General features: G+C 61.3%; 13 protein-coding genes and 3 tRNA genes. 3 read left to right on the plus strand and 13 right to left on the minus strand.

The annotated features are described in order from the left end of the window. The 10 genes from tuf to GX444_11725 all read right to left on the minus strand — a co-directional run. The coding region (gene tuf / locus GX444_11680) for an elongation factor Tu (GenBank protein NLH49249.1) at positions 1-131 on the minus strand (131 nt) is incomplete at its 3' end. A 135-nt stretch (positions 132-266) separates the two neighbouring features. Beyond that, a tRNA-Gly gene (locus tag GX444_11685) sits at positions 267-340 on the minus strand. Between the two features lie 80 nt (positions 341-420). Further along, positions 421-503: transfer RNA gene (locus GX444_11690), tRNA-Tyr, on the minus strand. 37 nt (positions 504-540) lie between these two features. Then, positions 541-613 (minus strand) — tRNA-Thr (locus tag GX444_11695). Between the two features lie 235 nt (positions 614-848). Next, positions 849-1226 (minus strand): hypothetical protein, encoded by a 378-nt coding sequence (locus GX444_11700; GenBank protein NLH49250.1) that lies wholly within the window; start codon positions 1224-1226, stop codon positions 849-851. 1 nt (position 1227) lies between these two features. Continuing rightward, the gene (locus tag GX444_11705; protein NLH49251.1) at positions 1228-1956 is read right to left on the minus strand and encodes a metallophosphoesterase family protein; all 729 of its coding nucleotides are present in this window, start codon (positions 1954-1956) and stop codon (positions 1228-1230) included. After that, a complete protein-coding gene (locus GX444_11710; GenBank protein NLH49252.1) occupies positions 1953-2423 on the minus strand; it encodes a GNAT family N-acetyltransferase in 471 nt (156 codons plus the stop codon). Before GX444_11710 ends, GX444_11705 begins: the two co-directional genes overlap by 4 nt. Continuing rightward, entirely contained in the window at positions 2420-3442 is a 1023-nt protein-coding gene (locus tag GX444_11715) for an AAA domain-containing protein (protein ID NLH49253.1), read from the minus strand. Before GX444_11715 ends, GX444_11710 begins: the two co-directional genes overlap by 4 nt. 3 nt (positions 3443-3445) lie before the next feature. Continuing rightward, on the minus strand, positions 3446-3868 hold the full coding sequence (locus tag GX444_11720) for a hypothetical protein (GenBank protein NLH49254.1): 423 nt from the start codon (positions 3866-3868) through the stop codon (positions 3446-3448). Next, entirely contained in the window at positions 3849-4490 is a 642-nt protein-coding gene (locus GX444_11725) for a hypothetical protein (GenBank protein NLH49255.1), read from the minus strand. The genes GX444_11720 and GX444_11725 overlap by 20 nt, the downstream gene beginning before the upstream one ends. Before the next feature lie 120 nt (positions 4491-4610). Between GX444_11725 and sppA the strand changes: the two genes are divergently transcribed. Then, positions 4611-5606, plus strand: coding sequence for a signal peptide peptidase SppA (sppA, locus tag GX444_11730; GenBank protein ID NLH49256.1), 996 nt, complete (start codon positions 4611-4613; stop codon positions 5604-5606). Positions 5607-5610: 4 nt separating this feature from the next. Here the strand turns inward: sppA and GX444_11735 are convergent, their stop codons facing one another. From GX444_11735 to GX444_11745, 3 genes are all read right to left on the minus strand, one after another. After that, entirely contained in the window at positions 5611-6228 is a 618-nt protein-coding gene (locus GX444_11735) for a hypothetical protein (protein NLH49257.1), read from the minus strand. Positions 6229-6325: 97 nt separating this feature from the next. After that, complete coding sequence (locus GX444_11740; GenBank protein ID NLH49258.1) at positions 6326-7324, minus strand: hypothetical protein; 999 nt, start codon at positions 7322-7324, stop codon at positions 6326-6328. 82 nt (positions 7325-7406) lie between these two features. Next, positions 7407-8462, minus strand: a complete 1056-nt coding sequence (locus GX444_11745; GenBank protein NLH49259.1) for a family 43 glycosylhydrolase — start codon at positions 8460-8462, stop codon at positions 7407-7409. A 213-nt stretch (positions 8463-8675) separates the two neighbouring features. Here GX444_11745 and GX444_11750 point away from each other — a divergent pair, with 213 nt between their 5' ends. Beyond that, positions 8676-12545 carry a hypothetical protein gene (locus GX444_11750; GenBank protein ID NLH49260.1) on the plus strand — a complete coding sequence of 1290 codons (3870 nt, stop codon included), beginning with the start codon at positions 8676-8678 and terminating at the stop codon, positions 12543-12545. A gap of 269 nt (positions 12546-12814) precedes the next feature. Beyond that, positions 12815-15283 (plus strand): hypothetical protein, encoded by a 2469-nt coding sequence (locus GX444_11755; GenBank protein NLH49261.1) that lies wholly within the window; start codon positions 12815-12817, stop codon positions 15281-15283. Positions 15284-15301: the final 18 nt, after the last annotated feature.

The following is a 15301-nucleotide window of genomic DNA, read 5'->3' on the forward strand; positions in this document are numbered from 1 at the left end:
GCCGCCGCCAAGCCGTGCTTCGACATCACCTTCGTGATCGCGCTGGTCAGCGTCGTCTTCCCGTGATCGATGTGGCCGATCGTCCCAATGTTCACGTGCGGCTTCGTCCGCTCAAACTTGGCCTTTGCCATGATTCCCTCCGGGTTTTCAAAAAGTTCGGTTGCCTTGGATGTTACCCAGCAACGTGTTCTTTCCGCTCTGATTCTGGTTAATGCCTGTTGCGAAATCGGCCGTTCGGTGTGTTCCTGGTCGCTCGCGTTGCGGTGAGCGGGAAACGGGGTTCGAACCCGCGACCCACAGCTTGGAAGGCTGTTGCTCTAGCCAACTGAGCTACTCCCGCGCAATCGCAACGAAATCCAGGAGGTCATCACCGCGGCTGATTTCCGGTCGCCACGTCCCTCCAGGCGCTTCTATTTCAATTGGCGAGAGGTGGATTCGAACCACCGTAGGCTGCCGCCAGCGGATTTACAGTCCGCCCCCTTTGGCCACTCGGGTATCTCGCCAAGGTCTTGCTGCGTTCGAAAGAGCAATCCTCTCAAAAGCTGGCGAAGGGACTTGAACCCACAACCTGCGCATTACAAGTGCGCTGCTCTACCGATTGAGCTACGCCAGCATACAGGTCTCGTCCCTCGCGCCTTCGAGGGGCTGAAATTATAGGCAAGTCCAATTTTGTGTCAAGGCCTTTTCTCGAAAAATCTTTCCTACCGGCCCCGCCCAAAATGACGGTCCTGCCTACGCATTCGCATGATGTCGTGGGGAATCCCCCTCGCTACTCCGGTCATCATTACCCAAACCGGAATGGATTTCAACGGGGGTGTCGGTGAAACCGACCCGGATCAAATGATCGTCTAGAGGAAAACCTCCAAAACGAAAAAGAGAGCCACTAATAGAAGGAAAGAAGCGAGGTTGGCCAGAACCAGCCGCCGGCCGGGAAAGAGATGACTCCACGGATCGGACACGAAACGAAGCAGAATTCCTTTGTCTTTCCGAATCAGTAGGAAATTCAGCGCTAGAAGAATCAGCAACGCCGGCAGCCAATAGGGAACACCGAATAATTGAAAAACCATCTTGGGTTCATAACTGAAAAACTCAGGTAAGCCAATGTAAAATAAGGAAAAAACGGCTCGGTTGGCGGCATATCCGAATAAAAGAAAGGAAAAACTGACGAACTCCAGCCAAACGGCGAGGCGGAAATAGGCCTGATATTCGGCCTTGTTGACCGGCATTTCAGATCCCCTGTCTGAGGCGATCGGCCAAAATATCGCCGTAGGGCAATTTCGCGACTTTGGCCGCGGCGGCTTCGACGTCATAGGGCGCGCGCCGCAATTCCACCCGGTCGTCATCAATCATTAAATAGGGAGCGCCCGGTTCGCCGTCGCGCGGCTGGCCGCTTCCGCCGGGGTTGATCAGGTATCGGTTTTCCTCACGCAGACGAAACCGTTTTTCGGAGAGCGTGGAAACGATCGTGCCGTCCAGCCGATAGACCGCACGCCGATGGGTATGACCGAACAACACCGTCCGCGGCGCCTGCAGCTTCTCCATCAGGAAAAAATTGGCCTGGATGACCATTTGGCTCATCAGGTATTCGTCGCGGTTGCGTAAAGATCCGTGCACGGCCCAGATGTCCTCGGTCAATTTTCCCTGGGTCGGCAACTCGGCCAGCCATTTCTTGCTTTCGGGACGCAACTGGCCGCGGGTCCAAAAAATCCGGTCGGTCGCCAGAGGATTGAAATCGAGCGGCTCCTCGACGCCACTGGCTACCGCATCGTGGTTTCCCTGAATGCACAAACCGTTCAAACCGCGAAAACGGTCGATACATTCCTGCGGCTCGGCGTAATAGCCGACCAGATCGCCCAGGCTGACGTAGCGATCGATTTCCAGATTGCCGACATCGGCCAGAATCCCTTCCAGCGCCTCGTAATTGGCATGAATATCGGAGACGACGACGAATCTCATTCGGTTGCGGCTCCATTATCGCCCAGGAATCGCGCCATCAGCAGCGCATCGTTCCGCGGTCCATAGTAACCACGCAATCGCTGGATCATAATATAACCGAGCTTTTTATAAAGGGCGCCCGCTTCCCGGTTGTTCACCGCCACGTGAAGGAAAACGAGTTCGGCGCCGTGGGCAAGCAGTTTTTCCTGCGCCGCTTCCAGCAGCGCCGTCCCGATCCCCTGCCGCCGCCGTTGCGGTTCGATATCCAGCGTCACGATCAACCCTTCGGAATCGCCTGCCTCGTGGTCGGCCACCACGAAGCCGGCCATGCCGTCCGCGCCGGCGGCGATCAGCTTCACGGCGGCTTTTTCAAAAAGTTCGGCCATGGTTTCGCGGGAAAAGGCGATGTCGGGCGGAAAGCAGATCTGGTCGAGTTGCCAACAGGCTTCGACATCTTCCGGCGTACCCGGACGGAGGCGGATCTTCATCGCACCTGCCGGGCGACGAACGCGGCATCGACGACGACTGTCTGGCCGGCGCGCTCGGGCGCCTCGAACGACAGGTCCGCCAGCACGGCTTCGAGGATCGTTCGCAAGCCGCGCGCGCCCAGTTTGCGGCGCCGGGCCTCGGCGACGATGGCCTGCCGGCCGTCGTCCTCGAGGACCAGCCGGATGTCGTCCGCGGCGAAGAGTTCCTGGTATTCGCGCCAGAGGGCGTCGGGCGGATCGACTAGAATGCGGCCCAGTTCCTCGGTCGTCAGCTCGCTCAGTTCAATCACCACCGGCAAGCGCCCGAGCAACTCGGCGAGCATGCCATATTCTTCCAGGTCCTTGGTTTCGATGCGCCGGCCCGGTCGGGCGTCGTCTTTTTCCAGGAAGCCGACCTCCGCCTTGTAGCGGCCGCGGCCCAGATCGGTGAAGGTCCCGGCGCAGATGAACAGAATGTCGGTCACGTCCACTTGGACGAAATCGTGCTTGCTCCAGTGCTGGGTGACGTTGAGCGGCACGAAGACCTTGTTCGCCTCGAGCAGCTTCAAAATGGCCTGCTGCACGCCCTCGCCGCCGATGTCGCGCTGGCCGGCGCCGGTATTGCCGAAGTGGTTGCGCCGTGAAATCTTGTCGATCTCGTCGACGAAAACGATGCCGTGCTGCGTGGCTTCCAGATCGCCCTCGGTTTTGAAGAGCAACTCGGCGATCATCACCTCGACGTCCTTGCCGTAGTAACCGGCCTCGGTATATTCCGTGGCGTTGACGATCACCAGCGGCAGATCGAGGATGCGCGCCAGTTGCCGGGCCAGGTGCGTTTTGCCGGAACCGGTGGGGCCGATCAGCAGCATGTTGCTCTTGCGCAACAGCGAATTCGGGCCGGATTGAATGCGTCGCCAGTGATGATAAGCCGCCACGGCCACGGCCCGCTTCGCCGTTTCCTGGCCGATGACGTACCGGTCGAGTTCCGCGTAGATTTCGCGCGGCGACAGCGACGGCTTACCGAAAGTGCGTTCGACCATCGGCTATTTGTCCGATTCTTCCTCCAGCAATTCCTCCAACGCCTTTTCGTCGCTCTTGGGCTTGGGCTTCGGCGTGGGAGTGGGCGCCGGTTTTTTCGGTTCCTCGGCCTTCGGATCCTTTTTCGGTTCGGGGGGCGGCGCGGTCGGCTCGGGGGCCGGCGTCGGCGAGGTTTCGAACGAAGGGAGCGCGTTTTCGAGCAGGGAGCCGATGGCTTCCAGCGGGGCGGGCGTCGGTGGTTCCGGCCCCATTTCCTGTTGGATGACCTTGCCGAGGTCATCCGTTTTTTCAGTCGGCATTTGTTTTTCGCCGAACGGCCGCCACTGGTACTGGCGGATGCCGACGGCCAGGATCACCGTCGCGACGGCCAGCACCAACAGCAGGCGCCAGGCCACGGCCAACGGCAGATTACGGGGCATCAGAGCCATTCGCTTCGTCCTCTTCGTCCGCGAAAGACAGCAACAGATTCATCTGGCGATTGGCGACCGAAGGCCGATCCGTTTCGGCCTCGCGCCGCAGCGGCTCACGCTCGGCCTGCCGCGCCAACCGCGCCATTTCCTTGAAAATGCTCGAACCCTTGACCATCGCCAGGGCTTGAAAAACGGTGCCCTGGGCGCGCTCGTCGTACTTCACGCCGGCCAGCGCTTCGGCCAGGATGTCTTCCAGGTAGACAACCCGGATCCCGAGAAGTTTCAGTTCCTCCTCGGCTTCGCAGGCCAGGGACGGGCTGCGCATCGAATAAAACAGCACTTTCTCCGGCACGCCGGAGAGGCGGAATTGCCGGGCGGCCTTTTCGAGCCGTTCCGTCGCGAAAGCCCGTTCGAGCAGTTTGCGGTCGCTCTGGAGATGACTGCGGATCAGGCTCGGCGTCAAGTAGGCGCCGACATGCCACCAACCGCGCACGACGCCGAACACGGCGGACTCGTCGCGGTTCGCGTTGATCCGCACGCCGAACGCGTCAATGGCGACCGAGCCGTCGAGCGCCACATCGACCGAGGCCAGGTAACCCTGCTGCTCCAGATGCCATTTCGCCAATTGCCGGTCAAACATTGCACGTCCCCCTTCCCGGCCACCATCGTAGCGTCCCCTGAAACCGCGAATCAAGTAGCCGCTTGATTTGTCCCGTGCGGCCCGCCATCATCAGGCCGAACAATCAACCCGGAGGCGAACATGCGTCGCTTTTTATTGCTGAGCCTGGCGGCCGTAAGCCTGTGGCTGCTGCTGAGCGGATGTTTTTCCAACAACAATTTCAGTCTGCTGCCGGATTACGAGGACAAGCTGTCCACGCGGCTGGTCGCCAAGCCGATCAGCGAGGACACCAAGGACCGCATTCTGATTCTCGACGTCGAGGGCGTCATCGCCGAATGGGGCAGCACGTCGATCTTTTACGACCACGAGCCGACAACGACGGTCATCCGGCGCAAGCTGGAAAAAGCCGCGCACGACGAGCGCATCAAGGCCGTGGTGCTGCGCGTCAACTCGCCCGGCGGCACGGTGACGGGCTCGGACATCGTCTACCGCGACCTGCGCAAGTTCAAGGAACGCACCAAGCTGCCGGTCGTGGCGGCGTTCATGGGCGTCGCCGCCTCGGGCGGCTATTACGTCAGTTGCACCGCCGACACGATCGTGGCGCATCCGACGTCGATCACCGGCAGCATCGGCGTGATCATGCATTCGTTCGGTTTCGCCGGCCTCTTTCAGAAAATCGGCATGGAAAGCCGGGTCATCAAAGCGGGCAAAATGAAGGACATGGGCAATCCGTTCGACGAAATGACCGACGAGGAGCGCCAAATCCTGCAGCGCATCGTCGACGAATCCTACGAACGTTTCGTCACGGTGGTGGACGAGGGGCGGCCGAACCTGAACCGCGAACAGGTGCTGGCGTTGGCCGACGGGCGGATTCTGTCGGCGGCTGACGCGAAGCGGGTCGGCCTGGTGGATCAGCTCGGCGACCTGGACGACGCGATCGAGGAAGCCAAGCGGCTCGCGAAAATCCGCGACGCCGGCGTGATCCTCTACACGACCAGCAAAAAGCCCGATCAGAACATTTACAGCCTGAGCCGGGCCGAAGCGCCGCGCCTCAACCTGGACATGAACCTGATCGATTACAACCAGCTGATGGAAATGGCGCAGCCGCGGATTTTGTACATGTGGATGGGAATGTAGCGCCTCAGGCGAGATACAACCCGAGCAGCCACAAGCCGTAACCGGCGACGAACAAAGCCCCCCAGGCGAAAGCCGGGCGGGCTTTGATTTTTCCGGCCGGCGCCAACGCGCGCCAGATGAAACCGAAACCGGCGCCGACCCAGCAGGCGAAGCCCGCCAGCGCCAGCATGGACCAGCCGCGCGCCGGGTCTTCGTTCTGGCGCAAAAGGGCCAGGTGGCTTTGCTTCATCGTTTCGTCGCCGGTAAGCAACGCGACCAGCGCGGCGATGTGTTCCTCGCTTCGGGCGATGATTGCCGCGTAAGGCTGGTACAAACCGCGCTCGGCGTAGAGGCCGCTGCGCAGGATCCGCCAGGCATGCAAGGCGCCTTCGCGATCGCCGCTCGCTTCCCGTTCGCCGGCGAGACGGGTCAGCGCCGCCACCGCGCCGGCGGTGTGCGGGCTGCCCGGCCAGTACATGTGCAGCGCGCGGTCGTAAAAACCGATGGCCTCGTCCGCCCGGCCGGCGCGCGACAATTCCTCCGCCCGGTGAAAAGCCTGCCGGCCGTCGAAGTACACCCGCAGCCAGGCCATGAACAAAACCACCAGCCCGAGGAATGCGATCCAGCCGATTTTCCGCGCCAATTCAGCCCCCGAACAGATGAATGCCGCAAGCCAAGCGAAATGAGCCGCCCGCGATAAACACCGGCCGGCCGCTACCGGAGCGATCGTCCGGTTTCGCTCAATCCCGAATCGAGAAGGTGTAGGTGAAGCCGTCGGAGACGATCGCCAAGTTGTTCTTCACTTCGTAAAAGCCGGCGTCGATCCGGCGGCCGAGTTTTTCCTGGCCGATCACCTGCCCGTCGGTGTTGAGAAAACGCGCGACGTAGAAGGAATTGCGGTCGCCCGAGCAACGCAACAACAGGGCGACAATGTTTTGCGAGGACACGTACCGCGAGAATTCGACCATCATGTTCTGGCAGTGACCGGCCGCGATCTGCCCGAGAGTCTGCTTCCAGACCGGTTCGAGCGTCGCCGGATTGATCGCCCAGATTTCCGGGCCGGCTTCGGCGGCGACCGCCAAAAACAGCCGGTTTTGCCCGGGATCGATCCCGACGTATTGCACGGCGGCCTTGGCATCGAGCACGCGCGGCTTATCCGAACCGTAGCTGTAAAGCGACAGCAACTTGCCGTCCGTCACGGCCAACTGCGCCTCGCCGGGCAGAAAATACAAATTGCCGCCGTGGAGGTCCTTCACTTCCCAGCGACTTTCGCCGCCGCTGTCGAAAACCCGCAACAGCATGCTCGAACCCTGCCGGAGCAGAACGGCAATCGAGCCGCGGTCGCCGGCCGCCAGGGTATTGACGTTGACCAGGTTGAGTTGCTTGATCACCTTCAGGCGCGAATCGTGAAAAGTGACGGTGAACGACGGGCCGATTTTTTGAATCGCCACGACCCGTCCTTCGGGAGAGAGAAAAAACCGGCCGTTGGAAAACTTGTGATCGACCAGCGTATACCCGTCGCCGTCGCGCACCGTGAAGGTGGCCGAATCGTCCTGATTGAGCCCGCAACAGGTGACCAATTGCGCCACCGAGCCGTCGGCCAATTTGACGACCTTGGTATCCTCGATCGGATACGAAACGCCGATCGATTGTCGCTTTTCGATCAGCACTACCGAACGCGCCAGGCCGACGCCGGCCGTGATGAGAATCAGCGATAAGATAAAAATAGCGCGACGCAAAACGTTTCTCCCCCATTTGGCACGCACCATGTTATCACACAATTATCGGGAATCCAGCGGCCTTTTCCGGCCGGCCCGCGATTCAGTCGCCGCAACCCGAATCGTCGTCGTCCCCCGCTCGATCGTCGGGCTCCGGCGGATTCGCATCGTCGTCGCCGGCGTCCGTATCGTCGTCGTCCGACGGGTCCGGCTCGTCTTGTTGATCGCAGCCGTCCAGACCGACGTACATCCGCCCGCTCGCGGTGAAACACAGGTCGTTGACGCGAATCTCGCGATCCCAGCCGATCGAGGGTTGCTGCTTGGTGTGGTAGACGATCTTCAAACTGCCGTCGGGCGCCGTGACCGCGCAATTGTGCCCGGGGCCCCAAATGCCGGCCGCTTCGTCCATTTGCAGAATCGGGTTGCCTTCGTATTCGGTAAACGGTCCGAGCGGATTGTCGGCGACGGCATAACCGACCGCGTAAAACGGCATGTTGGCGCCCCAGCCGCTGTACATCAGGTAATACCGGCCGTCGTGTTTGACCATCCACGGCGCTTCGACGGTGAACAATTCCCAGTTGAAAATTCCCGGTTTCACCAGCGTCTCGGGCGTCCCCTCGGCCAGGGTCGTCATGCCGGTCATTTCCATTCCGCAAAGCGTGGAAAACGGCCGATAGCCCGCGAAATAGAAAAACCGCTTCCCGTCCTCGTCCTGAAAGACGTGCGCGTCGATCGCTTGTCCGGCGACATTGCCGTAACCCAAACCGACGAACGGATGATCGGCGACATCCTCAAACGGCCCGAGCGGACTGTCGGCCACCGCGACGCCGATTTCCTGGCTGGCGGCATAGTAGAGATAGAAACGCCGGCCGTCGGTGTGGACCTCGGGTGCCCAGATGTCGACATTGTTCCAGACGTCGGGCGATTTCGGTTCCCAGACGACGCCGGCATAGGACCATTCGACCAGATCGGTGCTGGTCCAGCATTCGAAATCGACGTAGGAAGACGTGACGTACAAGTAATAGACGCCGTCCGCCGACAGCACCATCGGGTCGGCGGCGGTCTCGCCGTTGGGCAATTGGAGCGGCGGGCCGTAATCGGCCGCGGCTGCCGTAACGAAAACCCAGCTTACCAAAACAACCCAGAGCAGTCGTTTCATTCTCACCTCGGCGAATGCAAAACGTACCACTTTGAAATCGAAGGCGATTTTGCCCGTTTTGCCGTCCTCGGTCCAGCCAGTAATAAACCCGGTCGCGCGGACAAGAAAAATTTTCGTATCTTCGTTATTGAACGCTTGGGTTGGCGAAATGTTCATGCTAATATTTTTCGTTCACTGGGGGGTCAGGGGAAAATTCTGAAAAGGATTGCCGTCATGTCGAAGCAGATTCGCCTGCCGATTCTTTGGGTAATTCTCGCCCTTTTTGTCTCTTACCTGGCGATTTCCTGTGGGGATAGTACCAATCAGACCGATAACTCGGAAATCGTCGCGGCTAAATCAACGGGCGATGACGATACCAGCGGTGACGCGCCGGCGCCGGTTCTCGGCAACGGTCGCGCGGACGTCTCGGCTCCGTTCAACGTCGCGGAGATCATCCGGCGGGTTCACTTCTCCTTCCGCGAAAACGAGACCGGCTTCGTGGGTGGCCACACGACCTACGCCGTGCGCGTCAGCCATGCCGGCGCTTCGACCTTCACGCCGTTTCTGCCGCTCGACCGCGATTCCGGCGATCCGAACGAAGACGTCGTCCAAGGCGCCCCCTTCCAGTTGGCGACCAAGAGCATCCGCCTGGGGCGAACGGACCTGGGTGCGGCAGCGACATCGATCGAAATCAACGATGACGGTTCCCTGACCGTTTGGCGCGGCGATGTCGCCGAATGGCTGCAGAACGCCGACGAAGGAACCGAACAGGGTTGGTATTTCGAACAGCGCCCGGTGGGCGGCGGCGATCTGGAAATCCGGCTGCAGGTCAAAGGGTTGCCCTTCATCGGCCGGACCGATCAGGGCTTGCACTTCGCGGATCCGGAAACCGGCCTGGGCTTCCGTTACGGCAACGGCCTGTGGGTCGACAACCGGGGCCGCGAAACCGAAGTCGCCGTTCGTTTCGAAGCGGGACAGATCGTACTGACCGTGCCGGCGGAAATCCTCGCCGGGACCGCATTCCCCGCCGAATTGGATCCCTACGTCACGCCGGAATTCGGCATGGACAATCCGATTTATCTGTTGGCTCCCAATCGGCAATCCGCCCCGTCGGTGGCTTATGACGGCAGCCGCTACCTGGTGGTTTGGGAAGACCGGCGCGCCAGCACCGGCAACCTGCTGTCTGACGTGTACGGCGTGCGCGTCACGCCTTCGGGCGCCTTGCTGTCCCCCGGCGGCATCGTCATCAGCAACGCGGCCAACAACCAGCGCGCGCCGGCGCTCGCCTTCGACGGCACGAATTTCCTCGTGGCCTGGGAAGACAATCGCGGCGCCGATTACAGCATTTACGCCTCGCGCGTGGATATCAACGGCGAAGTGCTCGATCCCGGCGGCATTCTGGTGAGCAGCGCCACCGGCAACCAAAACAATCCGGCCGTCGCCGCCAACAACGGCGGCTGGTTCGTCGCCTGGGCCGACGGCCGCGGCGCGAACGTCGATCTCTACGGTTCGCGGGTCACCGCCGACGGCGTCGTCACCGACGACCCGGCGACCGGCATCGCCATTTCCACCGCGACCGGCGATCAGACGATGCCCGCCGCCGCCTTTGACGGCACCAACTACTTCGTGGTGTGGGACGATCAACGGGACGGCACCTACAACGTTTACGGCGCGCGCGTTTCGACCGGCGGATCGGTGCTCGACGCTTCCGGCATCGCCATCTGCACCGCCGCCAACAATCAGCGCGTTCCGGCGGTGGCTTTCGGCGGCAGCCAGTATCTGGTCGCCTGGATGGACAACCGCGGCGCCGACTGGGATCTCTACGCGGCGCGGGTCACCACCGGCGGCGTCGTGACCGACACCAACGGTTTTGCCGTCTACAGCGGCGCGGGCAACCAGCAAAGCCCGTCGATCGGTTACGACGGCACCAACTACCTGGTGACCTGGGACGATTCGCGGGCGGGCGGCTACAACATTTACGGCGCGCGCGTTTCGAGCGCCGGCGCGGTGCTCGACGCATCCGGCATCGCCATCTGCGAGGCGGCCAACGATCAATACGAATCGTCGGTGGCGTTCGACGGCACCAATTATCTGGTCGTCTGGCACGATTACCGGGCCGGCGGCTATCCGGACATTTACGGCACCCGCGTCAGCACGGCCGGGGCCGTTCTCAATCCGGCCGGCATCGCGATCAGCCTCTCGGCCAACAACCAATACTGGTCCGACGTGGTGCCCGACGGCACCAATTTCATGGTGGTCTGGGAAGACATCCGCGACGGCGTCAATCACGACATTTACGGCACGCGCGTCTCGGCCAACGGCACGATTCTGAACCCCTCCGGAATCGCGATCTGCACCGCCGCGAATACGCAGGAGCGGCCCGCGGTGGCCTTCGGCGCCAATACGTATGTCGCGGTCTGGTCCGACTATCGCAACGGCCAGTGGGATGTATACGGGGCGCGCATCAATCTGAGCGGCACGGTTTTGGATCCGAGCGGTCTGGCCATCACCTCGGCGACCGGCGCGCAACTCAATCCCGACATCGCCTACCTGGGCGATTACTTCCTGACCGTCTGGCAGGACAACCGGAACGGCGCGTACGACGTCTACGGCGCGCGGCTCAACGCCTCGGGAACGCTGTTCGATGCCAGCGGCATCGCCATTTCCAGCGCGGTCAACGATCAGATCAATCCGCGCGTCTTCGCCGGCGCGACGCAATTCCTGGCCTTGTGGGAAGACGGCCGCAACGGTGGCAAGGACATCTACAGTTCGCGCGTCACCGTGGCCGGCGGCGTGCAAAGCCCCGGCGGCCTGATCGTTTCCACCGCGGCGGGCGAACAAACCTGGCCCGGCATGACGTACAACGGCACCTATTGGCTGGCGGTCTGGCAGGATAGCCGCAACGGCAACCAAGATATTTACGGCACGCGCATCGCTTCGACTGGCGGCACGGTCGACGCGTCCGGCATCGCGATCAGTACGGCAACCGGCGATCAAACCATGCCGACCACCACCTGGGACGGTAACTATTTCTTCGTGGCCTGGCAGGATCGCCGCTCCGGCTCCACCCTCGACGTCTACGGCAACTGGATCGACAGCGCCACCGCGGCCGTGCAGGAAGGCAACGGCGCCGCGCTGTCGGCCGGCCCGATGGTCGATGAAGGCGGGCCGGTCGCGGTCGGCATCGGCGACGGCAAAACGTTCCTGAGCTATTACTCCTTCGACCTGACGCCGACTTACGGTTCGATCCGCGTTTTCGGCCGGATCGTCACCTACTACCTGACGACGCACGCCTGCACCGAAAACGAGGAATGCAAAACCGGCTTCTGCGTCGACGGCTATTGCTGCAATACCGAATGCGGCGCCGACGATCCGTCCGATTGCCAGGCGTGCAGCGTGGCCGCGGGCGCCACGGCGAACGGCACGTGCACCGTGCTGGACGCCGGCGTCAGTTGCCGCCCGGTGGCCGGCGTCTGCGACGTCGAGGAAATCTGCGACGGCACCTCGGGCCTCTGCCCCGAGGATCTCTTCCTCGACGGCAGCGTCACCTGCCGGGAAAGCGCCGGCGATTGCGACGCCGCCGAGGTTTGCGCCGGCGATTCGGCCGAATGCCCCGAGGATGCCTTCCTCGATTCATCGGTCGAATGCCGCGCGGCGGCCAACGATTGCGACCTCGCCGAATCCTGCCCAGGCGACGCGGCCGATTGCCCTGAAGACCTGTTCCAACCGGACGGCTTTTCCTGCAACGACGATCTGTTCTGCAACGGCGAGGACACCTGCGAGTCGGGCGCCTGCGATCAACATGCCGGCGACCCCTGCACGGGCACCCAGACCTGCGACGAGGAAAACGACATCTGCGTCGGCGACGACGATGACGACGACAATGACGACAACGACACCACCGACGACGACAACGACACCACCGACGACGATACCAGCCCGGACGACGATTTCGCCCCCATCACCGATGACGACCTCACACCCACCGACGACGACGTCGACGACGACACCTCGCCGCTGGCCCCCGATCCGGCCGGCTTGTCGGTACCGCCGAAAGCCTCCGACGACGATGACGACGACGATGACAGTTGTTGCGGCTGTTGAGCACCTTTGAAAATCGTGAAAAAGGCGGTTTCGGCCGCCTTTTTTCTTTTCCCGGGGCCGGCCGCGCGAGGCGGCGGGCGCGGCGGTTGAAGCGGAAGAAAGTCGGTTACAATTAAAGGATTAATCAACTATTGATTTTTCGCCCTTTTCTCCATTATCGTACCAAGCCCATGGAGGCCGCGGCCGGTTGCGGAATGGTATTTTAATGCCGCGGCGGTTTTGCTCAAGCATCACAACCATTCGATGGTTCGAATCGTAGGTGCGGTATGGTGAATCGTGTCAACGTTCTGGTTTTGTTTGTCGTCTCCCTGGTCACCCTGGGAGTGGAAGTCCTGCTCACTCGCATTTTTGCGGTGATCCTCTTCTCGAATCATTCGTTTTTAGCGATTTCGCTCACCCTGCTCGGCACGGGAGCCGGCGCGATCCTGGCCTATCTGAGTGCGAAAACCCCGGAGGAAAAACAAGAAATACGCCAGGCCTGGTTGCTGGTTTTCCTGGCCCTGGCCGTGCTGATTTCGTTCTACGTACTGCTCCAAATCGAGTTCGTGCCCCGCTCGATCACCGATCCGGAAACGGGCGAAATGACCAAGGACCTGACGTTCAATCAGCGCAACGCGATTTACACCATGAATCCGGCGATGTTCGACATGTGGAAGCTCTACGCCGTGGTGCCGGTCATCTTTCTGCCGTTTCTGTTCGCCGGATACATCCAGGCGTTCGTTTTCCGCCACGCGGCGAAAAAATTCGCCGTCCTTTACGGGGTCGATCTGCTGGCGGCGACGGTCGGCGCCGTTTCGATTCCGCTGCTGCTGTATCCGTTCGGCCTGCAGGGAACGATCATCGCGATCGAAATGCTGATTTTCCTGCCGCTGCTCTACATCCTGTTGCTGAACAGGCGGAATTGGAAATTATGGACGGCGATCGCCTCGCCGGTGCTTCTATTGGTGATTTTCCTGGTTTTCGGCGGGTTCACCATCCGCCACGCCGCCGGTTTCAGCGACAAGAAGACGATCCGCGAATACTGGACGCCGATGGCCCGCGTAGCGCTGATGGAATACAAGAAGAACCGCGAAATGTACATGATCGACAACAGCTCGCGGACTTATTACGCCACCTACAACGAAAAGGATATCAAGCGGTACAACGACAGCTTGTACACCGTCCCGTTCGAGATGAAAAAGGACGGTCGGCTGATGGTCATCGCTTCCGGCGGCGGCCAGGAACTGATCATGGCCCATCATTATGGCATCAAGGAAATCGACGCGGTCGAAATCGCCGGCCCGATCATCCGCGACATCGTCAACGAAAAGAAAGACGAGCCGGGCAATCCTTACCTGCTGCCCGGCGTCAACTATTTCATCGCCGACGGCCGTTCGGTGGTCATGCGCAGTCAGAAAAAGTACGACATCATCGAAATGCTGGAAGTCAATTTCCACACTATGGCCGGCCAGATCGCCCAGGCCTGGTCACCCTATTTCGTCTTTACGCAGGAAGCCTTCTCCGAATACCTCGAGCACCTCAAGGCCGACGGCTATCTGTGCTACACCTTCTTCAGCCGCGGCGCGGAGCCGACCGGCGGCGACAAGGGCCGGCGCTTCCGCAGCGTCGTCGCGGGCATGCTGGTTTCGGGCATCAAGGAACCGGAAAAACATTTCGTCCTGACGGCCCGCCCATTCGGCTACGGCTATCGTTCGATGGTCATGGCCAAACCGACGCCGTTCACCGAAGACGAGCTGCTGCAGATCGCCCGCGTCAGCGACAGCCGCAAGGCGCACATCACCATCCAGTATCCCGACCTCGCGCCCCTGATGGAAAAAGGCTTGATCACCGAGGAGGAGTACAACCGGTGGCAGCCGAACAAGGGCTGGGTCAAACGCGTCGCCAAGATGTGCACCGACGCTCGACAACTCAAGGGCTTGTGGTTCAACGTCAAACACGCGCACAGTTTTTCGCTGGGCACCAACGACGACCGCCCCTATCTCTATGGCGCGGGCATTCGCGCCGCCAATTCGCCCCAGGAAAAGCTGATCCGCGACATGTACCGCAACCTGTTCATCATCATGGGCGTTCTGGCGATCGTGTTCATCATCATGCCGCTCGTGGTGAAAAAATCCGATACCGGCGGCAAGGTGCGGATGGACTTCCGCCTGCTGATGATCCTGCTGCTGACCGGCCTCGGCTTCATGTTCCTGGAAATGGCCGGCATCTACCGCTTTCAGCTCTACATGCAGCACCCGACGACGGCCCTGATTACCATCCTGTCGGGGATGATCCTCGGCGCCGGATTGGGCAGTTTGCATTCCGACCGGATCATTTTGGAGAAAAAACAGCAGTCGATCATGCTTTACGCCACGCTTTCGGCGGTTTACGGCGGCCTGCTGCTGGTGCTGGCGCCGATGCTGTTCCACCGGCTGATGCTGCAAATGCCGCTCGCGGCATTGTTGATCGCCAGCTTCATTCTCTTCGCCGGGCTGGGTTTCCTGCTCGGCCACGTCGTGCCGTTGTCGGTCGGCGCCTTCGCCGGCGATCAGGGGCGGCTGGTCGCCTGGTGCTGGGCGATCACCGCGACCGGCTCGGTCTTCGGCACGGTGCTGGCGTCGGTGGTTTCGCGCGAATACGGCATGTTCCTCGTCAGCCTGTTGGGCGTGGCCTGCTATCTGTTGATCGTCGTCACGGTATTGCTGGGCATGGCGGTCAGTCGCTGGATCGGCGGCCGGACCGCGGCGCAGTCATCCTAACGGCGGCGCGGACGCGGA

The organism is Myxococcales bacterium (assembly GCA_012517325.1).
Taxonomy (GTDB): Bacteria; Lernaellota; Lernaellaia; order Lernaellales; family Lernaellaceae; genus JAAYVF01.

Bases quoted from the DNA above. Each gene is read 5' to 3' on its own strand.
- GX444_11750 (NLH49260.1), top strand. From the start codon at position 8,676: ATGTCGAAGCAGATTCGCCTGCCGATTCTTTGGGTAATTCTCGCCCTT.
- GX444_11745 (NLH49259.1), bottom strand. From the start codon at position 8,462: ATGAAACGACTGCTCTGGGTTGTTTTGGTAAGCTGGGTTTTCGTTACG.
- GX444_11715 (NLH49253.1), bottom strand. From the start codon at position 3,442: ATGGTCGAACGCACTTTCGGTAAGCCGTCGCTGTCGCCGCGCGAAATC.
- GX444_11705 (NLH49251.1), bottom strand. From the start codon at position 1,956: ATGAGATTCGTCGTCGTCTCCGATATTCATGCCAATTACGAGGCGCTG.
- sppA (NLH49256.1), top strand. From the start codon at position 4,611: ATGCGTCGCTTTTTATTGCTGAGCCTGGCGGCCGTAAGCCTGTGGCTG.
- GX444_11720 (NLH49254.1), bottom strand. From the start codon at position 3,868: ATGGCTCTGATGCCCCGTAATCTGCCGTTGGCCGTGGCCTGGCGCCTG.
- GX444_11700 (NLH49250.1), bottom strand. From the start codon at position 1,226: ATGCCGGTCAACAAGGCCGAATATCAGGCCTATTTCCGCCTCGCCGTT.
- GX444_11710 (NLH49252.1), bottom strand. From the start codon at position 2,423: ATGAAGATCCGCCTCCGTCCGGGTACGCCGGAAGATGTCGAAGCCTGT.
- GX444_11725 (NLH49255.1), bottom strand. From the start codon at position 4,490: ATGTTTGACCGGCAATTGGCGAAATGGCATCTGGAGCAGCAGGGTTAC.